General features: G+C 61.2%; 27 protein-coding genes. 16 read left to right on the forward strand and 11 right to left on the reverse strand.

Annotated features, from left to right (window positions below):
* Nucleotides 1–6: 6 nt before the first annotated feature.
* On the forward strand, nucleotides 7–699 hold the full coding sequence (locus tag P0D87_RS03805) for an SDR family NAD(P)-dependent oxidoreductase (protein ID WP_053860726.1): 693 nt from the start codon (nucleotides 7–9) through the stop codon (nucleotides 697–699).
* A gap of 34 nt (nucleotides 700–733) precedes the next feature.
* Here the strand turns inward: P0D87_RS03805 and P0D87_RS03810 are convergent, their stop codons facing one another.
* The 3 genes from P0D87_RS03810 to P0D87_RS03820 all read right to left on the reverse strand — a co-directional run bounded on the left by P0D87_RS03810 (nucleotide 734) and on the right by P0D87_RS03820 (nucleotide 3,087).
* Nucleotides 734–1,129 carry a VOC family protein gene (locus tag P0D87_RS03810; RefSeq protein ID WP_053859303.1) on the reverse strand — a complete coding sequence of 132 codons (396 nt, stop codon included), beginning with the start codon at nucleotides 1,127–1,129 and terminating at the stop codon, nucleotides 734–736.
* A gap of 205 nt (nucleotides 1,130–1,334) precedes the next feature.
* On the reverse strand, nucleotides 1,335–1,976 hold the full coding sequence (locus P0D87_RS03815) for a TetR/AcrR family transcriptional regulator (protein WP_053859302.1): 642 nt from the start codon (nucleotides 1,974–1,976) through the stop codon (nucleotides 1,335–1,337).
* A 79-nt stretch (nucleotides 1,977–2,055) separates the two neighbouring features.
* Nucleotides 2,056–3,087 carry a fatty acid desaturase gene (locus P0D87_RS03820; protein WP_053859301.1) on the reverse strand — a complete coding sequence of 344 codons (1,032 nt, stop codon included), beginning with the start codon at nucleotides 3,085–3,087 and terminating at the stop codon, nucleotides 2,056–2,058.
* A gap of 506 nt (nucleotides 3,088–3,593) precedes the next feature.
* Between P0D87_RS03820 and P0D87_RS03825 the strand changes: the two genes are divergently transcribed.
* From P0D87_RS03825 to P0D87_RS03850, 6 genes are all read left to right on the forward strand, one after another.
* On the forward strand, nucleotides 3,594–4,265 hold the full coding sequence (locus tag P0D87_RS03825) for a response regulator (RefSeq protein ID WP_006046649.1): 672 nt from the start codon (nucleotides 3,594–3,596) through the stop codon (nucleotides 4,263–4,265).
* Nucleotides 4,266–4,317: 52 nt separating this feature from the next.
* Entirely contained in the window at nucleotides 4,318–5,496 is a 1,179-nt protein-coding gene (locus P0D87_RS03830; RefSeq protein WP_171799973.1) for a porin, read from the forward strand.
* 219 nt (nucleotides 5,497–5,715) lie between these two features.
* Entirely contained in the window at nucleotides 5,716–6,147 is a 432-nt protein-coding gene (locus P0D87_RS03835; protein WP_053859299.1) for a hypothetical protein, read from the forward strand.
* A 132-nt stretch (nucleotides 6,148–6,279) separates the two neighbouring features.
* Nucleotides 6,280–8,250, forward strand: a complete 1,971-nt coding sequence (locus P0D87_RS03840; RefSeq protein WP_053860725.1) for an arylsulfatase — start codon at nucleotides 6,280–6,282, stop codon at nucleotides 8,248–8,250.
* 37 nt (nucleotides 8,251–8,287) lie between these two features.
* Nucleotides 8,288–9,361 carry a formylglycine-generating enzyme family protein gene (locus tag P0D87_RS03845; RefSeq protein ID WP_053859298.1) on the forward strand — a complete coding sequence of 358 codons (1,074 nt, stop codon included), beginning with the start codon at nucleotides 8,288–8,290 and terminating at the stop codon, nucleotides 9,359–9,361.
* A 14-nt stretch (nucleotides 9,362–9,375) separates the two neighbouring features.
* The gene (locus P0D87_RS03850; RefSeq protein ID WP_408636728.1) at nucleotides 9,376–10,182 is read left to right on the forward strand and encodes a MetQ/NlpA family lipoprotein; all 807 of its coding nucleotides are present in this window, start codon (nucleotides 9,376–9,378) and stop codon (nucleotides 10,180–10,182) included.
* 43 nt (nucleotides 10,183–10,225) lie between these two features.
* On the opposite strand, the gene P0D87_RS03855 is transcribed toward P0D87_RS03850, so the two are convergent.
* From P0D87_RS03855 to P0D87_RS03875, 5 genes are all read right to left on the reverse strand, one after another.
* Entirely contained in the window at nucleotides 10,226–11,074 is an 849-nt protein-coding gene (locus P0D87_RS03855) for a CDP-diacylglycerol diphosphatase (protein WP_171799972.1), read from the reverse strand.
* Between the two features lie 12 nt (nucleotides 11,075–11,086).
* Nucleotides 11,087–12,541, reverse strand: a complete 1,455-nt coding sequence (gene iaaH, locus P0D87_RS03860; protein WP_053859296.1) for an indoleacetamide hydrolase — start codon at nucleotides 12,539–12,541, stop codon at nucleotides 11,087–11,089.
* Nucleotides 12,542–12,552: 11 nt separating this feature from the next.
* Nucleotides 12,553–13,476 carry a hypothetical protein gene (locus P0D87_RS03865; RefSeq protein WP_029965902.1) on the reverse strand — a complete coding sequence of 308 codons (924 nt, stop codon included), beginning with the start codon at nucleotides 13,474–13,476 and terminating at the stop codon, nucleotides 12,553–12,555.
* Between the two features lie 151 nt (nucleotides 13,477–13,627).
* A complete protein-coding gene (locus P0D87_RS03870) occupies nucleotides 13,628–13,843 on the reverse strand; it encodes a hypothetical protein (protein ID WP_029965901.1) in 216 nt (71 codons plus the stop codon).
* A 382-nt stretch (nucleotides 13,844–14,225) separates the two neighbouring features.
* On the reverse strand, nucleotides 14,226–14,885 hold the full coding sequence (locus P0D87_RS03875) for an NADPH-dependent FMN reductase (protein WP_006046662.1): 660 nt from the start codon (nucleotides 14,883–14,885) through the stop codon (nucleotides 14,226–14,228).
* A 446-nt stretch (nucleotides 14,886–15,331) separates the two neighbouring features.
* Between P0D87_RS03875 and P0D87_RS03880 the strand changes: the two genes are divergently transcribed.
* Both P0D87_RS03880 and P0D87_RS03885 read left to right on the forward strand, forming a co-directional pair.
* Nucleotides 15,332–16,030: a J domain-containing protein gene (locus tag P0D87_RS03880; protein WP_053859294.1), complete on the forward strand. Its 699-nt coding sequence runs from the start codon at nucleotides 15,332–15,334 to the stop codon at nucleotides 16,028–16,030.
* Nucleotides 16,031–16,235: 205 nt separating this feature from the next.
* Nucleotides 16,236–16,688, forward strand: coding sequence for a low molecular weight phosphatase family protein (locus P0D87_RS03885; protein WP_244231069.1), 453 nt, complete (start codon nucleotides 16,236–16,238; stop codon nucleotides 16,686–16,688).
* A gap of 28 nt (nucleotides 16,689–16,716) precedes the next feature.
* On the opposite strand, the gene P0D87_RS03890 is transcribed toward P0D87_RS03885, so the two are convergent.
* Complete coding sequence (locus P0D87_RS03890) at nucleotides 16,717–17,043, reverse strand: H-NS histone family protein (protein WP_006046665.1); 327 nt, start codon at nucleotides 17,041–17,043, stop codon at nucleotides 16,717–16,719.
* A gap of 496 nt (nucleotides 17,044–17,539) precedes the next feature.
* Between P0D87_RS03890 and P0D87_RS03895 the strand changes: the two genes are divergently transcribed.
* Nucleotides 17,540–17,983: a hypothetical protein gene (locus tag P0D87_RS03895; RefSeq protein WP_307259002.1), complete on the forward strand. Its 444-nt coding sequence runs from the start codon at nucleotides 17,540–17,542 to the stop codon at nucleotides 17,981–17,983.
* A gap of 76 nt (nucleotides 17,984–18,059) precedes the next feature.
* Here P0D87_RS03895 and P0D87_RS03900 read toward each other — a convergent pair whose 3' ends face one another.
* Both P0D87_RS03900 and P0D87_RS03905 read right to left on the reverse strand, forming a co-directional pair.
* Nucleotides 18,060–18,332 carry a hypothetical protein gene (locus tag P0D87_RS03900; RefSeq protein WP_006046667.1) on the reverse strand — a complete coding sequence of 91 codons (273 nt, stop codon included), beginning with the start codon at nucleotides 18,330–18,332 and terminating at the stop codon, nucleotides 18,060–18,062.
* Between the two features lie 98 nt (nucleotides 18,333–18,430).
* The gene (locus tag P0D87_RS03905; protein ID WP_006046668.1) at nucleotides 18,431–18,829 is read right to left on the reverse strand and encodes a nuclear transport factor 2 family protein; all 399 of its coding nucleotides are present in this window, start codon (nucleotides 18,827–18,829) and stop codon (nucleotides 18,431–18,433) included.
* A 75-nt stretch (nucleotides 18,830–18,904) separates the two neighbouring features.
* Between P0D87_RS03905 and P0D87_RS03910 the strand changes: the two genes are divergently transcribed.
* The 6 genes from P0D87_RS03910 to P0D87_RS03935 all read left to right on the forward strand — a co-directional run bounded on the left by P0D87_RS03910 (nucleotide 18,905) and on the right by P0D87_RS03935 (nucleotide 25,915).
* Nucleotides 18,905–19,894: a LysR substrate-binding domain-containing protein gene (locus tag P0D87_RS03910; protein WP_053859292.1), complete on the forward strand. Its 990-nt coding sequence runs from the start codon at nucleotides 18,905–18,907 to the stop codon at nucleotides 19,892–19,894.
* 240 nt (nucleotides 19,895–20,134) lie between these two features.
* Nucleotides 20,135–21,529, forward strand: a complete 1,395-nt coding sequence (locus P0D87_RS03915; RefSeq protein WP_053859291.1) for a GH1 family beta-glucosidase — start codon at nucleotides 20,135–20,137, stop codon at nucleotides 21,527–21,529.
* 62 nt (nucleotides 21,530–21,591) lie between these two features.
* Nucleotides 21,592–22,830 (forward strand): ABC transporter substrate-binding protein, encoded by a 1,239-nt coding sequence (locus P0D87_RS03920; protein WP_053859290.1) that lies wholly within the window; start codon nucleotides 21,592–21,594, stop codon nucleotides 22,828–22,830.
* Between the two features lie 7 nt (nucleotides 22,831–22,837).
* Nucleotides 22,838–23,788: a carbohydrate ABC transporter permease gene (locus tag P0D87_RS03925; protein ID WP_053859289.1), complete on the forward strand. Its 951-nt coding sequence runs from the start codon at nucleotides 22,838–22,840 to the stop codon at nucleotides 23,786–23,788.
* A complete protein-coding gene (locus tag P0D87_RS03930; RefSeq protein WP_053859288.1) occupies nucleotides 23,788–24,705 on the forward strand; it encodes a carbohydrate ABC transporter permease in 918 nt (305 codons plus the stop codon). Before P0D87_RS03925 ends, P0D87_RS03930 begins: the two co-directional genes overlap by 1 nt.
* 4 nt (nucleotides 24,706–24,709) lie before the next feature.
* On the forward strand, nucleotides 24,710–25,915 hold the full coding sequence (locus P0D87_RS03935; protein ID WP_053859287.1) for an ABC transporter ATP-binding protein: 1,206 nt from the start codon (nucleotides 24,710–24,712) through the stop codon (nucleotides 25,913–25,915).
* Nucleotides 25,916–25,954 lie beyond the last annotated feature (39 nt).

The raw sequence follows: 25,954 nt of genomic DNA on the forward strand, positions 1-25,954 counted from the left end.
AAGATTGTGGAAACCATCAATCGGCAAAAGACGGTTCTTCTTATCGGTGCATCGCGTGGTCTCGGGCTCGCGATGACCGCCGAATATCTGAAACGCGGCTGGCGCGTGATTGCCACCGGCCGCGCCCATTCGATGCAGAAGCTTCGCGATCTTCAAGGCGCACTCGAAATCGAAACGCTCGATATAACCGTGCCTGAGCAGATTGCGGATTTGCGCGCGCGCCTTGCAGGCCGTCGACTCGATATGCTCTTCGTGAATGCCGGCGTCAAGAACGACGATCGCGAAACGATCGCGGACGTATCGACCGAGGAATTCGTGCGCGTGATGGTGACCAACTCGCTCAGTCCGATGCGGGTGATCGAGCGCTTGCACGATCTGGTTGAACCGGGCGGCACCATCGGCGTGATGTCTTCGGGCCAGGGCAGCGTAACCAACAACGTGAACGGCAACTACGAGGTTTACCGCGGCAGCAAGGCCGCGCTGAACATGTTCATGCGCAGCTTTGCAGCGCGCCATGCCAATGATCCGCGAACCTTGCTGCTGATGGCGCCGGGTTGGGTACGCACGGACATGGGCGGCCCTGAAGCGCGCCTGAGTATCGAAGAGAGCATTCCGAATCTGCTCGATACGATGGAGGCTTACGAGGGCCGCGGCGGTTTGCATTACCTCGACTATCTCGGGCGAGTCGTGCCGTGGTGAAAGCCGGACGGTCGCGCGTGTCTTCGCATTCACGCTAGAACAGCTTGCGCCATTGCTCCTGCATGTCCTCGCGAGTATTGATCTCGATGAGCACGCCGCCGGGCGCGCGGCAGAAGAACCGCGACCCGCGTGTGTTGTTGAAGACGCCTGTTTCCATCTGAACGCCGCCCTTCAGGAACTCGTCGTGAAGCGTGTGAAGATCGTTCAGGGTGGCGACTTCGAGACCGAAGTGAAAGTTTTTAGGCCAGACAGGTGTCTCTTCGCTGACATGCTCGAGCACGATGTCGAAGCCGTCGCGCTTGAGCAGGCGATGCTCGCCGGCAGCGGCGACCTCGCAACCCAGGTACTTTTCGAAGAAGGCGGCGGTTTCGGCGACGTCGTTAGTGGGAAAGCTGAGGTGGTTCAGCTTGGCTTCTTTGTGAAGATTCATAGTCGAACTCGCAGAAAACGTTAATAGGTGCGGTGGAGCGCGCGAACGTTGCCGCGCTTCACAGAACCTATTTTGCGAGCAAGCGCTCAGTTTTGAAACTCGCATTAGAGAGCGCGTTTTAGCAGCGCTTGATCCGCCGCTGGCAAAGGCTTTCGGGCGAAGAGTAGATAGCAAGCTGAGCGAGTACTCGTATTTTGTCCACGCTCTATTTGCGGCTCCGCGGCTTCGGAAGAGGGCTATCCACGATGCCCAGATAGCCCCACAACGCGCGGCCAACGCGCCTTTCCAGCGCTGCGCGGTCCGTTTCGCCGCGCTCTCCGGCGCCGTCCACGATCGCGCGAACGATGGCGACGAGATCATCTGTGGCGATCTGCATGTCTGGCTGCGGCGGGATGTCGTCGCGCGCCAGAATCTGCTCGATGACCGCGCGAAATGCCGCTTTGGACCTGGCCAGTTCTTTGGCAATGGCAGGGCGGTTTTCCTCGAAATCGAGCACGCGTGCAAGCGCCGGACGACGCAGTTGCTGGCGTACCGAGACGGTGATCAGGTGCTTCAATGCGCTCTGACCAGTGGGCTCGTTCAACGCGCCTTCGGCTTCCGCAAGGAACACGGCCAGCTCGCGTTTGCTCAGCGCGACAATGAGCGCGTCCTTGTTGGGGAAGTACTGATACAGCGTGCCCACGCTGACACCGGCGCGCTGCGCGACCAGATTGGTGTTGAGGCCGTCTGAGCCTTTGGTTTCGAGAACGAGCGCCGCGGCCTCGAGTATCGTGCCCACGGTTTGTTGCGCGCGCGATTGCTTGGGGAGCTTGCGCGGTTTTAACGAGGGACGTCTGGTTGTTTTCATGGTGCGGCATGGCAGGAAGCGAGCGTTAGCTCGGATTCTACCGCGCCACGAAAAGCGGGACTGTTTTCGGTTTTAGCAGCTAACGGTTCTCGGATTCATCGCGCGATGCAACGATGAGCAGCGCCTTCCCTGCATACATCGCAGGTTCCTTGAATGCAGGCGCAAACCCGCGCGGCCGGTCATGCACCGGGTTCTCAGCCGGGACGAAGGCGTTGTGCTTTACCCATTCGCCATAACCCGCGACCAGAAATCCTCCCGACCGCTCGATGTACTGCTCGCGGGACGCCTCATAGACCGCCCTCAGCGCGAACCACGGAACATGCGGCAAGTCATGGTGGACGAGATGGAAATTGTTGTTCAGATAAAGCAGCCGCCAGAACAGGCCTGCTTCATTGATAACCGTGCGATGTGCGCACTCGTGCGCAGCGCGATGCTCGCGGAACGAGCGAAGCGAGCCAAGCGACAGTGCCCCATAGCCGACGCCGAGAATGAACACCCAGGCCGGAATCGAGCAAACGTATTGCAGCCACGCGGTTAGCGCGGCGAGCGCGGCGAAGTGCGCAAGCCAGGCGGGCACGTCGCGCCAATCGCCGCGTTTGATTTTGCGCAGCGCATCAACGCCCGTCGCCGCAATGGCGAAAGCCGGTCCCAACAGCAGGCGACCGGCCAGCGTGTTGCGGCACGTGAGAAGCGCGCGCATCGCCCAGCCGGCGCGTTCCCACACTTCACCGTCGACGAAATAGCTTTCCGGGTCGTGCCCTGGCTTGGTCAACTGTGGATCGTCGTGATGCTGAAGATGCGAGTCGCGATAGACGCGGTACGGAAACCACACCGCCAGCGGCGCGAAGCCAAGCAGTGCATTCAGCCGCGCCGAGCGCGTGGGGTGGCCGTGGAGCAATTCATGTTGCAACGACATATACCACGCGCTCACGAGGGCGAGCAGCGCGGTGGTGAGCGGCAAGCCCAGCACGCGAGCGTGCGTCGCGATGCCGAACCATCCGCCGTAGATCGCGACGATCAGCGCCCATGTCGGCCATTGTGTGCGCCAGGCGCGGCTCACGGAGAGCCTGGCGATTGCGTTGCGCTGGGTGTCGTCGAGGTAAATCGCCATCGGCTGAATCGATCGGATGCAGGTTTAGACCCGATGCTAAAGGCCAATAGACGACGCCGGAACCAATTTGTTCGGGATTGCATTGCGCTACGGCTGCGAAAGAACCGTTCTGCTGACCAACGACTCAGCTCCGCGTCTTTGTACCCGCGACCTCACCCTTAAGGAATCTTAAGAAACGTCGTTCAACGATCGGCTCAACGGTTCAAAAAAGTCGCCGCGCAATCGCGAATTGTGCAATTGCTTCACTATGCATCATGGATTTCCCCTAAGGAAAACGGGTCGCCATGAAAGCGGAGAGAAGGATTTGCCCTCCCATAATCGCGGCGTGATTGCAACGAGGCGGAGCGAAGCAGTACGACGAGGCTACGTTGAGAACCGGCACCACAGGATGCAAGCAGTCGTCCGCTTACAGCATGCTGTCTGCGTGACGCGGGAGCGCGACTTTCTGAAAGAAACTCACGTGGCATGGCGAGCGCCTTCTGGTCGACTAATCAATGGAAGGTCCGATGAAGCTACTACTGGTTGAAGACAACAGCGAGCTTGCACACTGGACCGTCAATCTTCTGCGCCTCGCTAATTTCGCGGTGGATTGCGTTCCTAACGGCGAGTGCGCGGACACCATGCTGACGACGCAACACTACGACGTCGTCGTGCTCGATCTTCGGCTGCCGCGAATGGACGGCAAAGAAGTGCTCGCAAGATTGCGCCGCCGCGGCGACATGGTGCCGGTCATCATGCTGACCGCGCATGGTTCGACCGACGACAAGGTGGATTGCTTCAACGCAGGCGCCGACGACTACGTCGTCAAGCCATTCGATGTGCGCGAGCTCGTCGCGCGTATCAAGGCGTTGATTCGCCGGCAATCGGGCGGCATGTCGTCGTGCCTCACCTGTGGCGACTTGCAATACATCTCCGATACAAGGGAGTTCTTTCATAACGACGAGCGCCTGGCGCTGCGGCGCCGCGAACATACCGTCCTCGAAACATTGATGCTGAGGCAAGGCAAGACAGTGTCGAAGTCAGTGCTGATGGAAAGCGTTTTCAGCCTGGACGATGAGCCAAGCGCGGACGCCATCGACATCTACATTCACCGTTTGCGCAAGCATCTCGCCAGGTCGAGCGCGCAGATCATGACGCTGCGAGGTCTCGGCTACATTCTCCGCGCGAAGCATTTCTAATAGTCGCAAGCGCCGTAACCCGAAGCATCGGCGAATCTGCTTAGTTATCCAAATGACGACCAGAACAATCAGATTTTCAACGCAGCAACTTGAGGAGACGAACTTGAAGAAACGATACCTGACTCTCGCGGTCGCAGCCGGTGCTTGCGGGGCAACCGGCGCTCACGCTCAGTCCAGCGTGCAGCTTTATGGATTGATGGACCTGAGCGTGCCGACCTATCAGTCGCATGCCAATGCGAACGGCGCGCACGTCATCGGCATGGGTATCGATGGCGAGCCGTGGTTCAGCGGCAGCCGTTGGGGCTTGAAGGGCGCGGAAGATATTGGCGGCGGTTCCAAGATCATCTTCCGGCTCGAAAGCGAATACGTGGTAGCTAACGGCGAGATGGAAGATCCGGGTCAGATCTTCGATCGCGACGCGTGGGTCGGTATCGAGAACGACAGCTTCGGCAAGATCACGGCGGGTTTTCAGAACACCATTGCTCGCGATGCAGCCGCCATTTATGGCGACCCGTACGGCAGTGCGCGCCTCACTACCGAGGAGGGCGGCTGGACGAATGCCAACAACTTCAAGCAGATGATCTTTTATGCGGGCAGCGCGACGGGTACGCGCTATAACAACGGCGTTGCGTGGAAAAAGATCTTCAATAACGGCATCTTCGCGAGCGCCGGCTACGCGTTCGGCAATTCGACGAGCTTCGGCTCGAACTCCAATTATCAGGCGGCACTGGGTTACAACGGCGGCCCGTTTAACGTGTCCGCGTTCTATAGCCATGTGAATCGCGCCGGCATCACGAACCAGTCGTATTCTGTTGGTGGTAACTATACATTTGGAATCTTGCGCGCCAACGCCGGCTATTTCCGCTACCTGGGCAACCAGGGCGCGCTCGGTCAGCGTCAGGACAACGCGTGGACCGTATCGCTCAAGCTGGCGCCGAAAGGCCCGTTCGATTACGAACTCGGCTATCAGCAGATGCGCGTGAAGAATGCAGCGTATAACGCCGACGGCAATATTCCGAACGCGAACATTGGCGCGTTCGATCCGACTTCCGGTCTGCACAACGGCTACAAGGAGACGCTCTACTGGTCCGGGTTCTATCACCTGTCCAAGCGTACCGAGGTGTACCTTGCCGGCGACTACATGAAGCTGCATGGCGGCTATACGGTCGGCAGCACGTTCGGTGCGTCGAATCAGCTTGAATTGACGACAGGTGTCCGCACTCGCTTTTGATGCACGAAGCAGGAAGCAGGAAGCACGAAGCGGCGGATAAGTCCGTTCGCCGCTTCCTTTGCCATTCGCATGAATAGATGAAGAACGTCGAGACGCATCGATCACGTAAACAGGCGTGGTCTTTCAGAAAGGTATGATGGCGGTGTGAACAAATAAACAAGTAAAGAAGTCGCAACTCACACTCCGCCGTCCGCACATCTTGCCTAACTAAAAGACAACATGAAACGACTGTTCGTTGCCGCATTAGCGGCCGTCTCTCTCGCCACCGCGGTTCATGCACAGAGCAACGACCCAGGCCCGCTCGATACACCCGCTGGAAAACTGCAATTCGCGCACGACGGCCGCGATTTCACCGTACTGCTTGATAGAGAAGTTCTCGATCGCTTTGCCGCAAATACTCTCGCGCATTTCGACGACGTAAGCAGCGCAAACGACACGCTCACGCGCATGCTTGTGCAAACCGAGTCCGGCCCGGTGCTGTACGACTTCCGGCGTCGTCCGCCGCAAGTGCAGCGCGTCGGTGTACGCATGACGGTCAAGCGCGTGTTCTGGCAAGGCGACGAGGTCGTGATGCAAGGCTCGCAAGGCTGGTTCCGTTTTCAGCGCGGCGTGTTGACGAAACTGCAGTCGTCCACGACGACCTATCATTGATCGCGCGCCAGGCCGCGAAACACGCGGCAATCCCTTAGCACGGAAACTCGCTTGCTTTTCAGTAAACCTTGGTTGGGCGGCAAATGGCCGGTTGCTACCATTTCGGGCTCGGACAACCACGGTCATATAACAATGCAGAGTTCCAGGTCGCAGCGATCCACGTTCCCAACCGTTCCCAGGCTGCGGGCAGTCGGTGCGGCCATTGCCGGTGTCATTGCCAGCGTCATCGCGCTCTCTGCGTGTTCGGACGGTGTGTCTCCCACGCCGCCGGTCTCCGCGCCTGTCGCCGCGAAGCGCCCGAACATCCTGTACATCATGGCGGACGACCTGGGCTACTCGGATATTCACGCGTTCGGCGGCGAAATCAATACGCCGAATCTCGATGCGCTCGTGCAATCCGGACGCATTCTCACGAACCATCATACGGGCACCGTTTGCGCGATCACGCGTGCGATGCTTATTTCAGGCACCGATCACCATCTGGTCGGCGAAGGCACCATGGGCGTGCCGACCGATGAACGCAAAGGTCTGCCAGGCTACGAAGGCTATCTGAACGACCGCGCGTTATCGGTCGCGCAACTGCTGAAGGACGCGGGCTATCACACGTACATGGCCGGCAAGTGGCATATCGGCTCGGGCATTGCCGGCAGTGCAACGGGCAGCGGACAGACGCCCGACCAATGGGGCTTCGAGCATAGCTATGCGCTGCTCGGCGGCGCGGCGACCAATCACTTCGCGCACGAGCCCGCGGGATCGAAGAACTATACGGAAGACGGGCAGTACGTGCAGCCCGGACAGCCGGGTCAGCCCGGCGGCGCGGGCGGCAATCCGGCCGTGTTCTATTCGACGGACTTCTACACGCAAAGGCTTATTTCCTACATCGATTCAAATCGAAAAGACGGCAAGCCGTTCTTTGCTTATGCCGCGTACACGTCTCCGCATTGGCCTTTGCAGGTGCCGGAACCGTACCTGCACAACTATGCCGGTAAGTACGACGCCGGCTACGACGTCATTCGCGCGGCGCGCATCGCTCGGCAAAAAGCACTCGGCATTATTCCCGCCGACTTTAATCCCTACGCGGGCGCCGCAGAAACGCTGACGGCGACGCCGGCCAGCGCGAATAACGGCACCACCAACGCGAAATACGTGAGCGCCGTTCATAGTGCAGCGCAAGGGTATTCCGACTATGGTCCGGGCTTTGTGAACAAGTCATGGGCAAGCCTTTCCGCGGATGAAAAGAAAGCGCAGGCGCGCTACATGGAGATCTATGCCGGCATGGTCGAGAACCTCGACCACAACATCGGTCTGTTGATCCAGCATTTGAAAGACATCGGCGAATACGACAACACGTTCATCATGTTCCAGTCGGACAACGCCGCGGAAGGCTGGCCGATCGATTCCGGCGCGGACCCGCGCGCGACCGATACGGCGAATGCCGCGGAGCCTGTCTATTCGACGCTCGGCACCGACAACGGCCTGCAGAACGCGCGGCGTCTGCAATACGGCTTGCGCTGGGCGGAAGTCAGCGCAACGCCGTTCCGTCTGACGAAGGGCTATTCCGGCGAAGGCGGTGTATCGACGCCGTTGATCGTGCGCCTGCCTGGCCAGACCACGCAGAAGCCGGCATTGCGCGTCTTTACGCACGTCACGGACAATACGGCGACCTTCCTTGCCGTCGCGGGCGTTACGCCGCCGACGCAGCCCGCGCCTGCGCTGATCAACTCGCTGACAGGCGTCGATCAGAACAAGGGCAAGGTGATTTACAACAACCGCTATGTGTATCCCATCACCGGGCAATCGTTGCTGCCTGTCCTGACCGATCAGTCGAATGCGGACGTGCACACGGCATCGTTCGGCGATGAAGCGTACGGCCGCGGCTATCTGCGCAGCGCGGACGGCAAGTGGAAAGCCTTGTGGACGGAGCCGCCGCTCGGTCCCGTGGATGGTCACTGGCAGCTTTACGACATGACCTCGGACCGCGGCGAAACGACGGACGTGGCCGCGCAGAATCCTTCGATCATCGACGGACTCGTGCAGCAGTGGAATGCCTACATGTCCGGCGTGGGCGGTGTCGAACCGTTGCGGCCGCGCGGCTACTACTGAGCGAGCGCGTGAGTGCAATCATGTCGGGCACAGCATCATGAGTAGGACGCGCATCGGAGTAAGAGCACTTGCTGCATTTGGCGGCCTCTTCGTCGCGGTCTTCATTGCGGCCTTCGGCGCGGCTTTCGCGGTGGCGGCAGCGTGGCCTGCAAGAACCAGCGGTTTCGACGAGCTGAACCGCGCGCGTTCGCTCGCGCCGCTCGGCTCCGAAACACAGTGCGAGCGCTACGCCGGCTTACCCGCCGGATGGCGTGACGATCCGAAGGCCGGCATGGTGCATCTGCATGGCGGCACATTCGTGCTCGGCAGCACGCGCGGCTATCAGGACGAACGCCCGGCGGGCGACGGCCGCACGCGCGTCGGCGGCTTCTGGATCGATCAGACGGACGTGACGAACGCGCAGTTCGCCGCTTTCGTCAACGCGACCGGCTACGTCACCGACGCGGAAAAGCAGGGCGGTGCAGCCGTCTTTCATTCGCCGACGCGCGCGGAAATGGACGCACGCGACCTCGCATGGTGGACGTGGGTGAAGGGCGCGTCGTGGCGGCATCCGCAAGGCGAGGGCAGCGGCATCGACCGTCTGATGAACCAGCCGGTGACGCTCGTCACGCAAGCCGATGCATTGGCGTACGCGCGGTGGCTTGGCCGCGATCTGCCGACTGAAGCCGAATGGGAATACGCGGCGAAGGGCGGCAACGAAGGCGTCGATCTCGACACCGCGCCGCGCAATGCACAGGGCAAGCCCGCCGCGAACTACTGGCAAGGCGTATTCCCCGTGCTCAATACGAACGACGACGGGCATGTGGGTCTCGCGCCCGTCGGCTGCTACGCGGCGAACGGCTTCAAGCTGTACGACATGATCGGCAATGCGTGGGAGTGGACCAAGGACGTCTACACCGGCGCGCATCAGCCGCATACGAACGGCGATACCGCGGCCGTCGCGCCGTCCACGCGCAGGCACGACACGCCTATGGTCATCAAGGGCGGCTCGTTCCTCTGCTCGCGCGATTACTGCGTGCGCTATCGCGCCTCGTCGCGTGAACAGCAGGAAGCGGATCTGCCGGCGTCGCATATCGGCTTTAGAACTCTCTTGCGGGATGTCGACGGATGACACTGCGAGGTTATATGCGTGCCACGATCGCTGCCGCATTGCTCGGCGGGGCGGCAATCGCCGCGTATGGCGTGCAGCCTCAAGCAAACAGCGGCGATGTGAAAGCCGCCGTCAAAGTCGGTGTAACGCGCGGCACGCACGCTGAAATCATGGCCGAAGTGCGGCGCGTGGCAACGTCGCGTGGACTCGACATCGACGTCGTGACATTCGACGACGGTGCGCGGATCGATGCCGCGCTCGCCGCCCATCGGATCGACGCCGCGAGCTTCGAGGACGGTCCTGCCTTCTCAGCGTCACGCGAAAAGCATGGCTACGCGCTCTCCGAAGTAGCGACGACCGTCACGTTGCCGATGGCGCTTTATTCACGCAAGCTGACGAGCCTCACGCAGATTGAGCGAGGCGCGTCCATCGTCATTCCCGCCGATCGCGAAGGTATGGCACGCTCGCTGATCCTGCTGCAAAACTACACGCTGCTGACTTTCAACGACCGCGCCGGTCTTCACGCGACGCTGCGCGATGTGACTGCCAACCGCCTCAATTTGAAGCTGCTCGCGCTGCCGCGCGAGCGGCTCGTAACGGCGCTGAACGATGCGGCCGTTGTCGTGATCGACAGTGCGAGCGCGCAGCGGGCGGGACTCTATCCGGCGCGCGACAGCATCGGCATGGAAGACGCGCGCTCGCCCTATGCCGGCGTGCTGACCGTGCGCGACGCCGATCGCGGCCAGCCGTGGGTCGCGCAACTGGTGGCCGCGTATCACTCGGACGACGTCGCGCATTTCATTCTCACGCACTATCAGGACTCGGTGCGCCGGCCCTGGTGATGGCGTGCGTGCTCATATGCCGCAACAGCAGCACTTGGGACGGCTACGACGCGTCCGCCACACGGCACGCATGATCTAGCAAGCCCTCGGCTGAACCGCTGCCGTTGTCCGCATCGAGGCCGCTGTTCACGACGAGCCAGCCGTCTTTCTCCGCGGACGCCCCCGCGCCCGTCACGAGGATGGTTTGCATCGCCATTGCATCGGAGTCCGGGTTGTCGAGCGAGACGAGGCGAAACGGATCGCTCGCGCCGGTCAGCGCGGTCACGCGCATGATCCGGTATCGGTCGCCGTCGAGCGTGTCCCAATGCCATGTGCCGGGCGCGTCTTTCGCGTGCCGCGCGAGTGCGTCGCTGATATCGGCGCGCATGCAGTCGATGTGAATATGCAACTGGTTCTGCGTGCGGCGAAATTGCGAATTGATTTCTAGCCCCAACTGATTATCGGGGAGCGTCCGTTTGACGGCGCCGTTCACGTAGCTCCGCGCGGCCCACGCGTCGGCCCAATAGCTCGGCGCATGCGGCGCGAGCACCTGCGGACTTTCAATACCGCTCACGTGATCCGTCGGAATCAGCAAATACTGCGAGCGTCCGACAATATCCTTTAGGATCGCGTAGCGTTTGTCGAGATTCACCGCCGTGCATTGACCCGGCGTGCCGGTCGCCTGTTCTGCCGGCACGCAGCGAATATCGACGATCTTCCATAACGCGTTGGAATCGATGGCCGCGAGACGCGCGCAGCCCGCGGCGGCAAGCGCTATGCCAAGCAGCGCCGCGGCTCGCCTGACATGGCGCGCGCCGCGATTTGCAGGACTGCGGTGATGAGATTGAACAACGGATTGCGGATTCGCCAGTGTGTCGGTCGGCGCGTGAATCAGAGCTTTTTTTAGCGGCATCTTGTGTCGGGTCTATAACACGGGCGGCGGTATTTCGCCGAGTAGCTGTTCGATTGCAACGCCGATGGCGAGCAGGCGCCGATCGCTGCCGAGCGGCCCGTCGATTTCGAGGCCGACGGGCAAGCCTTGCGCGCTGATTCCCGCAGGCAACGACAAGCCAGGAATGCCGGAGGTGCTCGCAGGGTCGGTGTTGCGCAAGAAGGCTTCCATCGTGTCGATCGGCGGCGCGCCGTCTATCGACACCGTCGACGAACCGTTGATCTCGTCGATCTGCACAGCGGCCAACCGCGTGGTCGGAAACAGCAGCGCGTCGAGACGCTCGTCGGCGAAAGTGGCGGCGATATAAGCCTGCAACAGCGGCCGCCAGTGATTGAGCGCTGCCTCATAGTGCGGGTCGAGCGTGCCGGCGAGCACTTCGTCGTAGATCGCGCGCACGTCCGGACTCGCGATGCGGGCCGCGATCTCCGCAACGGTTTGCACCGGCGCCTGATTGGCCGCGAGCCACGCTTGCAGGTCGACGCGCGCTTCATGAATCGCGATCGGTCCGCCGACCATGCCGTTGAGATCCGCGAGTTCGCGCATCGCGACCGGTACAAAAACGACGCCTGCTGCCTCGAGCTTTTTGAGCGCCGCGCGCGCGACGTCTTCGACCTGTCGTTCAAGTCCTGCCCACAACGGCGCGGGCAAGCCGATACGCAAGCCGTTCAGCGCGACGGCGGGCAGCGGACCGGCGCCGGTAATCACGCCGTCGAGCAATGCGATGTCGGCTGCGCTGCGCGCCATCGGACCGACCGTATCGCGCGTGTGGCTGATCGGCACGACGCCGTACGCGTCGTCATAGCGCCGCTCGGCGCCGCCATTGCCGACCGACGGACGAAAGCCCGCGGTGCCTGTCAACGCAGCGGGAATGCGCGTCGAGCCGCCGGTGTCGGTGCCGAGTCCCGCGGGCACGATGCGCGCGGCAATCGCCGCCGCAGTGCCGCCCGACGAGCCGCCCGGAATCAGCGCAGGGTCGTACGGATTGCGCACAGGGCCCGCATGCGTCGCGAGGTTGCTGCTCGTGATGCCGAACGCGAGCTCGTGCATGTTGGCCTTGCCGAGAATGATTGCGCCCGCATCGAGAAGCCGTTGCACCGAACGCGCATTGGTCTGCGGCACGAAGCCTGCGAGAGCCGGTGTGCCCGCCGAGGTCGGCAACCCTATCGTATTGATGTTGTCCTTCACGACGATCGGCAGGCCGGCAAGCGGCAGTTGCGCTTTTGCTTCGGCGGGCAGCGCGTCGATGCGCCGTGCCGCGGCGAGCGCGCCGTCGAGATCGATCACGGTCAGCGCGTTGAGCGTCTGAAGTGCGGCCGCGCGCGCGAGCAACGTCGCGACATAATCGGTTGCATTGAGCCGGCCCGACTGGATCGCGGCGACGGCTTTGGTTGCGCTCAACGCGAGCTGTTCATCGACGGTCCATGTCATGGCCGTTCTCCTTATGGTTCAGTGTCCGGGCCGCGCGAACGCCGGATAAAAAAGCGCAGCGCGAATCGGGCAAGCGCGGGCACGAGTCGCGGACGCAGCAGCCGCACGTCGTAGCCGCTCATGCGGCGCTCGTTTTCCGCGAGACATAGCTCGATGAGTTCGGGCGTGTCCAGCCCCTTGCCGATCACGCTGCTGTTCGCGGGCAGAAAATTCGAATCGCGTGCCACGCCGTTTGCGTCGATGCCTCTCGCAATCGCCACGCGATCCCAGATCAGCACGACCCAGATCGCGGCCACACGCAATGCGTGCCACGGCCTGCGCCATAGCGGCATGTTACGTCGATGCCATGCAACCCAGTTGACGAAAAACAGAATGTGACGCGCTTCTTCCTGAATCACGGGCTCGAAAGTCTCGACGAGCGCTTCGGGAAAATAGCCGGATTGCTGCGCGGCGCGAAACAGGCCAAACGCAAAGAAACTGTCGATGCACTCGCTGTAGCCCGTGCGCATCCACGCCCATTCCGGATCGCGCGGCGCCGGATAATTCGGCTCGGGCGCGATCTCGATGCCGTAGGCCGCAATCAGCTTCGCGAGCACGCGCTTGTGACGGGCTTCTTCGTCGCCGTCCATCGTGATGGCTTCGCGCAGCAGCGGGTCCTGCAATTGCGCGGCGTAAGTGTGAACGTTGATCGACGCGCGGCCTTCCGTTTGCACGGCGATGTCCCAGATCGGCAGCGAGCAGAGCCGCGCGAGCGCGTCGGGCGGCAGCGCCGGCCAGTCGATCACGGCGGGTTTGTAGGGATCGTGAGTCTCCAGCAGCATGCGGCAGAACATGTGCTTGTGCGCCTCCGATCCGATCTTCACGCGGGCAGTGCCCGTGAATGTCCAGTGGCGCAGGCTGGGGTCTTCGGCTACATCTGTCAATGTGTCGGACATGGCAAGCATACAGAGAGCGAACTCGATGTGTCGCCTATTCTGTCACATTGCCCCGCAACGCGGCGTCTACGGTGCACGATCGCGGGCGCGCGTCAGCGTGGATGCCGCCTCATTGGCGTTGGGGTACTGCCGATGGGTCACTGCGAATAACTCACTGGTGATTATCGACCCACATGCGTCCCCAGCGGAATGCATAGGCGAGCGCGTGTTCTTCGTCGAAGAAATAGTCGAGCGCGTCGAAACAATAGGCCGGGCCGTGGCTTGCGCTGGCTTTTTCGATGGTCAGGTTGGCGGCGAACAGCCCATTGGGCAAACGCTGCGCGGCCGGCGCAACTTCGTAGCCTTTATAGCGGATGTGTGAATTCATGATCGTGGCAGTGGATATGCCCGCGTTTTTACAGGAAGCCGGTACAGATGACGCGTGGCATGCGCGTTTGCATCAGGCGGCGGATGAGTCTGCGGGCTGGCTCAAGCGTAGGCCGCACTGAAGGGCCCGTGAACCAATCATTCTTCGCAAGCAAATCAGGGGAGTTCCGCAACGCTCTTCGGAACACCGGATAACGGCGCGTTTGGTGGGTTCGCAGACACTATGGCGCCAGGCGGCCGATGAGTCTGTTATGTGCCGCACGGTCCACATGATCTGCACCATGCGCACGAATGCAGGCGCCCCTGGTTTCGCGTAGCGAGACGACGCGAAACGAGGGGCGCTGTAAACGATAACTTTCTAACGGGGACTTCGAGCCCGAGCTTTAAACCGCATGCAGCAGACGCGCGGACTGTGCTTGCTGAACCGGAACGCCCGATGCGCTCGGACCTGGCGCACGATGAGCGGTGAACGCAAGCGCGAATTGCGCGGCTTGCTGGCCGACGGTGGCGAGCTGGTCGACGACCTTCGCGTCGGAGCAGGTATCGACACTATCGAAGCGCGTCTCGAGCGTGTTGATGCCCGCGCCGAACGGCGTGGGCCAGCCGCGCAACGCGTGGACGATCGAGCGCAGCGAAGTCAGCACCGAACCCGCCGCTTGCCAGCCATAAGCCGTGACGATGCAGCCAACCGCACGGCCGTCGAGATACGGACGCTCGTCGGCGCGCAGTTCCTCGAGCGTGTCGAGCGCGTTTTTGACGAGACCGGAGACGCCGCCGTGATAGCCCGGCGTCGCGATGATCAGCGCGTCGGCGTGGCGCACGGCTTCGATCAGTTCGAGCTGTTCGTCGGTGCGTTCGCTGTGTTCGGGCGCATAGTGCGGCAGGCTATGCAGAAACGTGCCGCCAAAGAGCCGGGTCCTGGCGCCCGCGGCTTCCGCGCCGCGCAGCGCAAAGCCGAGTGCGCGTTCGGTCGACGAAGCTGCGCGGGTCGTGCCGCCAATGCCGACGACGAGCGGGCGGCGGTGATGATCGAAACTGGTCAACGAAATGCTCCTTCGGTAGCGGCTCACGGCGCTTCGCGCGGGTTGCGCACAAGCGCGCCGGGGCGAACCGGACTATGAAGCACCATCTTAATCAGCGGGGCGCGCAGCACGAAGCGACTTTTTGTTCTAACGATATAACCGCGACGTGCATGCCGCGATGGCCGCGATGCCGCGATCGCCGACCATGCCGCGCCGATAAGCATATGGCGAACAATTGTTTAGGTTGGAGCGGGCAGGCCGCTATGATCGAAGCGTCTCCTCCATGACACTCCTTGACATGGGACTCGGCCTCGCCACATTGCTGGCGAGGCCTTTTTTTTGGCATTTTTCGTGGGCTCTATTGGCGCGTTCTGCAGTCAGGCGCATGCGCGCCGCTTCACGATCGCGCCGTTTATCGCGTGCTACGATGATCCGCGACACGATACCCGGCAAGGTCCAGCACGCAAATGGCAACTCTCTATGACACGCTCGGCGTGCCCATGCAGGCCACCGACGAAGAGATCAAACGCGCGTACCGCAAGGCCGCAATGAAGTGGCACCCGGACCGCAACGCGGGTTCCGAGGAAGTTGCGCGCGCCACCTTTCAGGAGATCAGGGACGCCTACGCGATCCTCTCGGACGCGGCTCAGCGCAAGATTTACGACGCCGTGTACACCGAGCAGATGCGCGAATGGGAAGCGCAGCGCGCGCGCCATCAACAGGCGCAGGCGGAGCGCGAGGCGGCGGCGCGTGCCGCGGACGAGGCCGCGTACGCCGAGATGGTGTCGCTCGCCATGCGTTTTGCCGACGAAGGCCACAACCGCGATGTCGTGTTCGGCGTATTGCTCGGACGCCAATGCGAGCCGGGGCGCGCCGCGCAGATTGCCGACAGTGTGGCCGCCTTGCACGCTTCGCGGCGCGAGGCGGCGGCCAATAATGCTTCTACAGAGGCCGCGGAAGCGGCAGATGCCGCCTCGCACGCGAGCGCCGCTGGCTCGCCGGAATCGGCCACGATGGGCGCCGGCGCCGAAGACCCTGCCGGTCGTCGCGCGCGTGCCGCAAAAGAGACCGCTAAAGAACCTGCTAAAGAAACGGCGAAAGAAGCCGATACAGCCGGTGGCTTGTCCAGTCTCTGGTTCCAGTTCCTCAACGGGCTGCGCTTCTGATCATCCGGTCGGCGGTTTCTTGATCCGCCCGCTCCAGGGGCAAATTCCCGTAGCGCGCGGAATAAAGACATCGTAGTGTCACGGGGGCGCAAGACTCTGCGGGCACAATCGCACATACAAGAGACTAAAAACACGGTACGGGGTAAGCGTGACCAAGAAATATAAAGTGCTGTTTCTCTGCCGAGAGAATTCAGCACGCAGCATCATGGCCGAAGCTTTGTTGCGGGAACTGGCCGGACACCGGTTCGAGGCTTTCAGCGCGGGCCCGGAACCGGCCGCGCGAGTGCATCCGCTTGCGATAACGCAATTGCGGCCGGGCGTTTCCGACCTCGGCGTGCTATGCCCGAAAAGCTGGCTTGAATTCACCGGCGAATGGGCGCCGCGCATGGATTTCGTCGTCGCGCTCGACTCGGGCGTCGCTGCGCCGCATGCGCCGGTCTTTCCCGGCAGTCCCGCGCTTTCTCAATGGAATCTCGCCAATCCGCTCGCGGACGACGTCACCGAACCCGAACGGGCTCGTTTATTCGACAAGGTGTTCTGGCAAATCGTGCGTCAGTTGAGCGCCTTTATCGACGCGCCGCAGTATGCCGTGCCCAGAGCGAGCGACGCCGCGACGCAGTGCAAGCACTCGTGCACCGGCCAGTTTGCCAACCTGTGATGTGCCGCGTTAGCGCGGCGCTTGCCGCTTAGTGTTCGTTCGAGCGCGCGAGCGGACTGCCTGCGAACGGGTCGTTTTTCCAGTCGACGCGTTTTTTCGGCTGCGGCGTGGGCGCGGGCGGCGCCGATAATTCAAAGTGGTCGATAGATTGTCCTGCGCTAATGGCCTGCTTCAACCATTGAGGCATTTCGCCCTGGCCGTCCCAACTGTCTCCCGTCGCGCTGCGGTAGCGTGCGTTCTTTTCCGCGACCGGTTCGGATGCCAGCACGGCGGCAAGGTCTTCCGGCTTGATGCCAAACTCTTCCATGCGATGGCGGAGATACGCAATCATGCTATCTCGCTTCCTTTCGTCCATAAGATATTCGTCCTTCTAAAGCGTCAGCGTTCTGTCAAATGCAGATTGCGAGGAAAACCCGCGAAAGATTGGAGTCCATTTAAATGGCGTCCGTCCGCGGTGAGGTCATTAATCGAAATTGGAAAAAACGATGGGGGCGATGCACTGACATTGGGCGGCCGTCTCATGTGCACGCTCCGTTTCGCAACGGTGCATGTGCGGGGCCAGTCTTGTGGTTATGTCGTCATCATAACGCACTGCGAGCGTAATGCACGCACCGTTTGAACTGATTTTCTCGCATTTAAGCGTCGACTGGGACTGCCGGCTGCGCAACCGGGATCGTTCACCGGTTCCGCGTCGCCGGATTGAATTCCGCGCCGGCCGAACTATAAAAGAAATAGCGGAGAGGACAATCCGTGTTTTTCCGGCTGCGGCGTCCGAGCGCCAATCATCGTAGGCGCAGGCACGCCGGCCGCCAGGTGCGGGCGACTCGCTATCCGTTTCATTCGACGAGTCCATGCAGCAGGCCCGCGTCACAACTGGTTTTTCGTTGGTCCCAGGCTTGGCCACGCTGGCTTTTTACACGGATCGATTCTCGAGGAGGGACGACACTGCTGCGCCGGATTCAAGGAGTCTGGACATGAAACTACGATTATTGATGGTGTTTGTGAGCGCTCTTCTTTTTCTCGCGCCGCGCGCTGCGAGCGCAGGCGACATGACGAGCGAGCCTGGCGTTGGGACATCGACGGCGACGCCCGCCAGCGAAAGGCTGATGAACCATGCGAACGAATCGGCACAGGCCACGACCGACATGTCGTTGAGCGAGCCCACCGGAGGCGCTTCGCAGCCGACGCAAAACGTTTCCTATGGAGGCGTCGCGGCAGGGCACTCAGAAGCCGGCAGCCGGCAAAATATGCGCTGTTCCGGCGGCCCGCAATGCACTATTTACTTTGGCCAGTGAAATAAAGGCGCTCGGCGTTGCTATTCGAAGCAGTGCATGAGGCAGCGGGTTTCGACGCCGCTGCCTCGCGGTTCTTTTATGCCAAAGCGGATTGCGTCGTCGAGTGATCGGTGCTGTCGACGATGCGGCTCACCATTGCCTCCACGCCCGGCCCTTGCATCGCCGCGCGCTCGCCGAAGCGGCGGAACTCGTCCAGCAGCGAGCGCCACGACGCGTGCCAGCGCGTTTCCTTGATGCACGCGCCCGAAGGATCGGCGATTCGCAGTATGCCGCTATCAGGATAGAAAGTCAGAGTAACCGGCATGCCGTCGATAACGCAGGTCGCGGTGCAAGGGCGGTTGTTCACCATGTTCAATGTCCTCTAATCGAGCAATGAGTACGTTGGATGTGGTTTCCCGTCAGCAAGCACCATGCCCACCGCGTTAGCGTGTCTAGTGCGTCTTTCCTCTACGCGTATTTATCGCCGACCGTGCTGCGAATCGGATAGGTGTCGTAGACGATGATCATCCGTTCGATGATTGCGTTCTCATCGAATTCGAATACATCGACGCATTCAAAGCGCACCGCCGAACCGTCTTTCAGTCCCCAGTCGTAGATGAAGTAACCCGTCGCGCGCGGAGCTCCAGTCGCGCTCACGCAAATGTCGATAGGTGTGATCGTGCTTTTGCCCGACGCCGCATTGACCTTTGCAAAGAACGGCGCCGGCTTCATCCAGCCGAGAAACGGCGAGAAGATTTGCGCGTCCGGTGTGAACAATGCGCAAATCGCGCCGACGTCGCCGCGTTCCAGCGCTGCGAGGTAAGTACGAATCTGCTCCGTGTATAGTTCTTTCGACGATGAATTCACGATCGTCCTCCTTATTGGCAATCCGACCCGTCTGAACAAACGGGCATCCGGTATCGACACCATAGCGATGCACCGATGACCGAACCATCGAAAAATTTGCAAGCCGGGTATGCCGCGCTCGCATATCCGCTTGCCGACCTCACGCGCCGCTTGCCGCCACTCGCGGCATTGCAGTCATTCGTGGCGGCCGGGCATTTCGGCAGCATCAGCAAAGCCGCGGATCATCTGTGCCGCACGCAAGGCGCGGTGAGTCGCCAGATTCAGCAACTGGAAGCGCACTATCGCTGCGCGCTTTTCGTGCGCCATGCGTCGGGGCTGACACTGACCGCCGAGGGACAGGCGCTGCAGGCCGTCGCAGTCGATGTACTTGCGCGGCTCGTAGAGCATGCCGATCTACACGCTGCAACGGGCGCGGTTCTCACGCTGCGATTACCGTCCACGTTTGCGATTCGATGGCTGCTGCCGCGGCTTTCGGACATCAATAGCGCGCTTAAGGGAATCGAGTTGCGCATCTCGACTTCATCCGACGACACGCCGGAATTCACTACGCCCGACATCGACGCGATTGTCGTGCGCGGCAGCGGACAGTGGGCGGGACTGAATGCGATACCTTTGTTTGCAGAGACGCTGACTCCAATGTGTACGCCGGAGGTGGCCGCATCGCTGACATGTTTAGCTGACCTCGCGCGTCTCACGTTGCTGCATCCCGGGCCCAGTCATGACGAATGGCGATGCTGGCTAGACAGTGCGCTTGCTAAAGATGTCGATGCCGACAGGGGACTGGTTCTCGACACACTGGAATTGACACTCACCGCCGCCGCGCAAGGGCACGGTGTCGCTATCGGCGATGCAAGGATGGCAAGAGACCGAATCGAAGCGGGAGTGCTCGTCACGCCCTTCGATCACGTCGCGCGCAACGGCCTCGGCTACTTTCTCGTCTATCCGTCGCAACGCGCGCCGCAGCACAAGATTCGCGCGCTTGCCGAATCTCTCGTGACGATGGCGGAAGAAGAACAATCGATACTGTCTTCGTCTTTGACCACGCGCGCAAAGCTTCCGCTTTAATGCATCGCCACGCGTCGCGATGCATTGCACATGCATCGCACATGCACTAAGCGCGCGTGCCAGCGCCCCTCCAGACAAACCCTGATTGCTGCGCCAAAGAGCCCACTGATATTGTTCGCGGGCGCTTGTGTGGAAGCGCTTCCAGTCTCAGGTCTTTCGACGTCCAACGCTGTCGCTTTTCGTCATTGCCGTACCCGGTTCAGTCAGTTCAGCCGAGCAACTCGCTTGCATGGAGAATCCGTGGCACACGACGCACTTTCCTCTCATTCATCCGCCGATCCGTTCACGCCGCCCGCCGACTCTACTTTGTGGCGCGAGAACTTTCTATTAGGCGCGGCCACTGCCTCGTATCAGATCGAAGGCGCTGTCAACGAAGACGGCCGCCTGCCTTCGATATGGGACACCTTCTGCGCGACGCCCGGCAAGGTGCTTGCCGGCGACAGCGGCGAAGTGGCCTGCGATCACTATCATCGTTGGGAAGCGGATGTCGACATGCTCGCGGGGCTCGGGCTCGAAGGCTATAGATTGTCGATCGCGTGGCCGCGCGTGATGCATCTGGACGGCACGCCCAATCGCAAGGGACTCGACTTCTATAAGCGCCTGCTCGCGCGTCTGAAAGAGAAGGGCATCACGACGTTCGTCACGCTTTATCACTGGGATTTGCCGCAGCATCTTGAAGATCGCGGCGGGTGGCTGAATCGAGAAACCGCGTACCGTTTCGCCGATTACGCGGATTTGATGAGCCGGGAATTGGCCGGCAACGTCGATGCATGGGCGACGCTCAACGAGCCCTGGTGTTCCGCGTATCTCGGCTATGGAAATGGCCATCACGCGCCGGGTCTTGCCAACGGGCGCTTTGCCACGCAGGCGATGCATCATCTGCTGCTCGCGCACGGTCTCGCCGTACCTGTATTGAGCGCGAACGATCCGGCTTCGCAAAAGGGCATTGTCGCGAACATCGGGCGCGGCACGCCCGATAGCGATAGTGCCGACGATCGCCGCGCCGCGCATCTGTTCGAGGTTCAGCACAATGCGTGGATTCTCGATCCATTGCTAAAGGGCACGTATCCGCAGGCGCTTTTCGAACTGTGGCCAGGCACCGAGCCATTGATACTCGATGGCGACATGCAGACCATTTCCGCGCCGCTCGATTTTCTCGGCATCAACTATTACTTCCGCACGAATGTCGCGAGCGATGGTGCTCACGGCTTCAAGGACGTGCCGCTGCAAGGCGTCGAGCGCACACAGATGGGCTGGGAAGTGTATCCCGACGGTTTGCGCGATCTGCTGATCAGCTTCAGGCGCGAGTATGCGAATTTGCCGCCGGTCTATATCACCGAAAACGGCATGGCCTCCGACGATAAAGTGATCGACGGCCGCGTGGACGACACACAACGCATTTCGTTTCTGAAGCGCCATCTTGCGGCCGTCGACGAAGCCATCAAGGCGGGCGTCGACATACGCGGTTATTTCTTGTGGTCGCTGATGGACAACTTCGAGTGGGCATTCGGATACGAGCGCCGCTTCGGCATCGTGCATGTCGATTACGCGACGCAGAAGCGCACGATAAAGCGGAGTGCCGAACTGGTGTCGCGCTTCCTGAAAGAGCGCAAGGAACGGAAGCAACACATATAGGCAACGAAAGCTGGTTTGCATGTCGACCTGGAACACGGGCGCGAGCCTTTGGAGGAGACGGAATGAACAGCAGAAAAACGGTCTTGCGGGCGATGGTTGCAGCACTCGCGTTGTACGGCATCGTCGCGCACGCCGAGCCTTTGAAAGCGAATGTGATTCACTGGTGGACCTCGGGCGGCGAGTCAGCCGCGATTCGCCAGTTCGCCGATGCATATAACAAAGCCGGCGGCCAGTGGGTCGATAACGCGGTCGCGGGCGCGGACCAGGCGCGCTCCACGGCGATCAACCGCATTGTCGGCGGCGATCCACCCACGGCCGCGCAGTTCAATACGTCGAAGCAGTTTCATGATCTGATCGATCAGGGACTGCTCAACAATGTCGACGACGTCGCCGCAAAAGAAAACTGGAACAGCGTATTCCCGCAATCGATACTCGACAGCATCAAAGTAAAAGGCCATTACTATGCGGCGCCGGTCGACATTCATATGCCGGCGTGGTTCTTCTACTCGAGGCCCGCATTCCAGAAAGCCGGCATTACCGCCGAGCCGCAAAACTACGACGAGTTCATCGCCGATCTCGGTAAGCTCAAAGCCGCAGGCATCATTCCACTCGCATTCGGCGGCCAGCCCTGGCAGGAAAAGATCACATTCGACGCCGTGCTCGCCGATGTAGGCGGTCCCGACCTCTACCTGAAGGTGTATCGCGATCACGACGCCAATGCGGTGAAGTCCGACGCGTTCAAAAAAGTACTGGTTGCGTTCAAGCGCCTGCACGATTTCGTCGACGCCGGTTCGCCCGGCCGCAACTGGAACGATGCGACGGCACTGGTCATTTCCGGCAAGGCCGGTGTGCAGATCATGGGCGATTGGGCGAAGGGCGAGTTCTCCGCGGCGAAGCAGAGCGCGGGTAAGGAATTCGGCTGTTTCCCCGGCTTCGGTCCGCATTCGCCGTATCTCGTCGCCGGCGACGTATTCGTATTTCCAAAGAGCGATAACGCCGCCACGGTGAAAGCGCAAAATCTTCTCGCCACGGTGATGACCTCGCCGTCCGCGCAAGTCGCATTTAGCGCAAGGAAAGGCTCGATTCCGATTCGCCCCGACGTAGACGCGGGCACGCTTGACATCTGCGCGAAGGAGGGCATTGCGATCATGAAGGACAAGTCGCGCCAGTTGCCGAACCCGGAAATGCTGTTGTCGCCGGATATGCAAGGCGCGCTGATCGACGTCGTCACTAACTTCTGGAATAAAAACCAGTCGGTCGACGACGCGCAAAAGGCGTTCGCAAGCGCGCTGAAGAGTTAGGTTCGACATGCACGCGCTCAAGTTGCATGCGTCGTCGCGCTCGCGTTCGGGATTGCGTAAAAACCCCGCGAAAAAGCCGCTAAAAAGGCGCTTTTCGTTGGCAGCATGGCTTGCATTGCTGCCGATGGCGCTGACCGTCGTGTTCGCCTATCTCGGCACGATGATCTGGACCGCGCGGGTTTCGCTCAGCAACTCGCGCACGTTTCCATCCGGCGACTTCGCGGGCCTCACGCAATACACGAGGCTTTTCAACAACGGCCGCTGGTTGTTGTCGCTGCAAAACATCGTGATTTACGGCGCGTGCTTTATTGTCGCGTGCATGGTGATCGGCTTGCTGCTCGCGATCTTTATCGATCAACGCGTGGTCGCGGAAGGCGCATTGCGCACGGTGTTTTTATATCCTTACGCGATGTCGTTCGTTGCGACAGGTCTCGTCTGGCAATGGATTCTGAATCCGCAACTCGGCGCGCAGGCCGTGCTGCACAAGCTGGGTTTCGTGCATGCGCGCTTCGACTGGATCGTCGATCAGGACTGGGCGATCTATACGATCGTCATTGCCACCGTGTGGCAGGCTTCCGGACTCGTGATGGCTTTGCTGCTCGCGGGCTTGCGCGGCATCGACGACGAGCTGTGGAAGGCCGCGCGTATCGACGGCATTCCGCGCTGGCGGGTCTATGCAAGCATCGTCGTGCCGATGCTCGGGCCGTCGATCTCGACCGCCTTCGTGCTGCTGTTCGTGATGGTCGTGAAGCTCTACGACGCCGTGGTCGCGATGACGCAAGGCGGCCCCGGCACCGCGAGCGAAGTACCGGCGAAGTTCATCATGGACTATCTGTTCGGCCGCGCGAATATCGGCCTCGCGTCGGCGGCGTCGATCGTCTTGCTCGCGACCGTGCTCGCGATTCTCGCGCCGTTCTTCTATGCGCGCAGCCGTGCGGCATTACGCAAGGAGGTGTGATGAACACGCCCGGCTCTGCACTGAAGCGCGGCATGCCGCGACCCATGCTGAAGCACCGGCGCCGCGCGGCGCTCACGCCGGCGCGCGTCGGCGTGTACGCATTTCTGCTCACCGCCGCGCTGTTCTTTCTACTGCCGCTTTATGTGATGCTCGTGACGTCGGTTAAACCGATGAGCGAAATCCGCCTCGGCAATCTGCTCGCTTTTCCCACGCATTTCACGCTGCAAGCATGGAGCGCCGCGTGGCAGTCCGCATGCACCGGACTCGACTGCAACGGTATTCAAGTCGGCTTCTGGAACTCCGTGCGTATCGTCGTGCCGAGCACGGTGTTCTCTATCGCGATCGGCGCGGTGAACGGCTATGCATTGTCTTTCTGGCGGCCGCGCGGTGCCGGCGTGCTGTTCGGCGTATTGCTGATGGGCGCCTTTATCCCGGTTCAGGTGATGGTGTATCCGCTTGTGCGCGTGCTGGCGAGCGTGCATCTGTTCAGTTCGCTGCCGGGCATCGTCGTGATTCATACGATCTTCGGCATGCCGGTCATGACGCTGCTGTTTCGCAACTACTACGCGTCGATTCCGCAAGAACTGTTCAAGGCCGCGCGCATCGACGGCGGCGGTTTCTGGCGTATCTTTATCCAGTTGATGCTGCCTATGTCGACGCCGATCATTGTCGTGGCGATCATCATGCAGGTGACGGGTATCTGGAACGACTTCATTCTCGGCCTCGTGTTTGCCGGCACTAAAAACTTGCCGATGACGGTGCAACTGAACAACATCATCAATACGACGACCGGCGAGCGGCTTTATAACGTCAACATGGCGGCGACCATTCTGACTTCGCTGGTGCCGCTCGCGGTGTACTTCATCTCCGGCCGCTGGTTCGTGCGCGGCATTGCGTCCGGTGCGGTCAAAGGATAGGGCGATGACATACGTGGCGAAAGAGACAAACGCGCTGACCAGTCCGCTGGGCAGCGTGCCGCGCAACAGTGAGGCGCCGGGCGTGGCGAGTGCGGCGGACGTCGCGCACGCCGCAAACGTCGCGGTGCGCGATCTGACTATCCGGCTCGGCGCGAATACCGTGATTGAAAACCTCGATCTCGACGTTCAGGCGGGCGAATTCGTCGTGCTGCTCGGGCCTTCGGGCTGCGGTAAATCGACGCTGCTTCACAGCATCGCGGGGCTGATCGACGTGACCGAGGGCAGCATTGAAATTGCCGGCGAGGACATGACGTGGGCCGATCCGAAAGATCGCCGCATTGCGCTCGTATTCCAGTCGTACGCGTTGTATCCGACGATGAGCGTCGAGCGTAATTTGTCGTTTGCGTTGCGTATCAACGGCACGCCGAAGGCGGAGATCGCGCGGCGCGTGGCACGCGCGTCCGAGATGCTGCAACTCGGACCGCTGCTCAAGCGCAAGCCGGCGCAATTATCGGGCGGACAACGGCAGCGAGTCGCGATTGGCCGCGCGATCGTGCGTGAAGCGGACGTGTTTCTATTCGACGAGCCATTGTCGAATCTCGACGCGAAACTGCGCACCGAATTGCGCCGCGAACTCAAGCAATTGCATCAGCGGCTCGGCGCAACGATGATTTACGTGACGCACGATCAGGTCGAGGCGATGACGCTCGCCACGCGCATGGCCGTGATGCGCGGCGGCGCGATCCAGCAGTTCGGCACGCCCGCCGAAGTCTATGCGCGGCCCGCCAACCTGTTCGTTGCAACGTTTCTCGGCACACCGGCGATGAATCTCGTCGACGGTACGCTCGAGCAGCGCGACGGGGCGCTGCATTTTTGCACTGCGCACTGGCGGCTCGATGTGTCGAAGTATGCGTTCACGAATCCGCGTAGCGATGCACGAGCGCAGCCTCAGTCATGCGTGCTCGGTGTTCGCGCGGAGGACGTGCGCATTCACACAACGCAGAGCGGCGAGCAGGCCGGCGAGCGCGCGAAAGTTTCGCTTGTCGAGCCGATGGGCAACCACCGCGTGGTCTGGCTCGACTATCATGGAGCGCAGATCGCGTCGATCGATCAGAGCAAAGCGCCGTTGATGCCGGGCGACACCGTATCGTTCTCGCTAGACAGCACACACGTCTCGCTCTTCGACGCAGCGGGCGGCGCGCGTTTATAGCGCCGGTCAGAGTAGGGATGAAACCCGCCTGGGTGACGG

It is taken from the genome of Paraburkholderia sp. RL17-368-BIF-A, assembly GCF_046054045.1.
GTDB classification, from domain to species: Bacteria; Pseudomonadota; Gammaproteobacteria; order Burkholderiales; family Burkholderiaceae; genus Paraburkholderia; species Paraburkholderia graminis.

Bases quoted from the DNA above. Each gene is read 5' to 3' on its own strand.
- P0D87_RS03850 (WP_408636728.1), top strand. From the start codon at position 9,376: ATGCGTGCCACGATCGCTGCCGCATTGCTCGGCGGGGCGGCAATCGCC.
- P0D87_RS03900 (WP_006046667.1), bottom strand. From the start codon at position 18,332: ATGGTGAACAACCGCCCTTGCACCGCGACCTGCGTTATCGACGGCATG.
- P0D87_RS03815 (WP_053859302.1), bottom strand. From the start codon at position 1,976: ATGAAAACAACCAGACGTCCCTCGTTAAAACCGCGCAAGCTCCCCAAG.
- P0D87_RS03885 (WP_244231069.1), top strand. From the start codon at position 16,236: ATGGCCGAAGCTTTGTTGCGGGAACTGGCCGGACACCGGTTCGAGGCT.
- P0D87_RS03890 (WP_006046665.1), bottom strand. From the start codon at position 17,043: ATGGACGAAAGGAAGCGAGATAGCATGATTGCGTATCTCCGCCATCGC.
- P0D87_RS03825 (WP_006046649.1), top strand. From the start codon at position 3,594: ATGAAGCTACTACTGGTTGAAGACAACAGCGAGCTTGCACACTGGACC.
- P0D87_RS03855 (WP_171799972.1), bottom strand. From the start codon at position 11,074: ATGCCGCTAAAAAAAGCTCTGATTCACGCGCCGACCGACACACTGGCG.
- P0D87_RS03870 (WP_029965901.1), bottom strand. From the start codon at position 13,843: ATGAATTCACACATCCGCTATAAAGGCTACGAAGTTGCGCCGGCCGCG.
- P0D87_RS03810 (WP_053859303.1), bottom strand. From the start codon at position 1,129: ATGAATCTTCACAAAGAAGCCAAGCTGAACCACCTCAGCTTTCCCACT.
- P0D87_RS03830 (WP_171799973.1), top strand. From the start codon at position 4,318: ATGACGACCAGAACAATCAGATTTTCAACGCAGCAACTTGAGGAGACG.
- P0D87_RS03925 (WP_053859289.1), top strand. From the start codon at position 22,838: ATGCACGCGCTCAAGTTGCATGCGTCGTCGCGCTCGCGTTCGGGATTG.
- P0D87_RS03920 (WP_053859290.1), top strand. From the start codon at position 21,592: ATGAACAGCAGAAAAACGGTCTTGCGGGCGATGGTTGCAGCACTCGCG.
- P0D87_RS03865 (WP_029965902.1), bottom strand. From the start codon at position 13,476: ATGTCCGACACATTGACAGATGTAGCCGAAGACCCCAGCCTGCGCCAC.
- P0D87_RS03840 (WP_053860725.1), top strand. From the start codon at position 6,280: ATGCAGAGTTCCAGGTCGCAGCGATCCACGTTCCCAACCGTTCCCAGG.
- P0D87_RS03930 (WP_053859288.1), top strand. From the start codon at position 23,788: ATGAACACGCCCGGCTCTGCACTGAAGCGCGGCATGCCGCGACCCATG.
- P0D87_RS03820 (WP_053859301.1), bottom strand. From the start codon at position 3,087: ATGGCGATTTACCTCGACGACACCCAGCGCAACGCAATCGCCAGGCTC.
- P0D87_RS03835 (WP_053859299.1), top strand. From the start codon at position 5,716: ATGAAACGACTGTTCGTTGCCGCATTAGCGGCCGTCTCTCTCGCCACC.
- P0D87_RS03895 (WP_307259002.1), top strand. From the start codon at position 17,540: ATGCAGCAGGCCCGCGTCACAACTGGTTTTTCGTTGGTCCCAGGCTTG.
- P0D87_RS03880 (WP_053859294.1), top strand. From the start codon at position 15,332: ATGGCAACTCTCTATGACACGCTCGGCGTGCCCATGCAGGCCACCGAC.
- P0D87_RS03845 (WP_053859298.1), top strand. From the start codon at position 8,288: ATGAGTAGGACGCGCATCGGAGTAAGAGCACTTGCTGCATTTGGCGGC.
- iaaH (WP_053859296.1), bottom strand. From the start codon at position 12,541: ATGACATGGACCGTCGATGAACAGCTCGCGTTGAGCGCAACCAAAGCC.
- P0D87_RS03935 (WP_053859287.1), top strand. From the start codon at position 24,710: ATGACATACGTGGCGAAAGAGACAAACGCGCTGACCAGTCCGCTGGGC.
- P0D87_RS03910 (WP_053859292.1), top strand. From the start codon at position 18,905: ATGACCGAACCATCGAAAAATTTGCAAGCCGGGTATGCCGCGCTCGCA.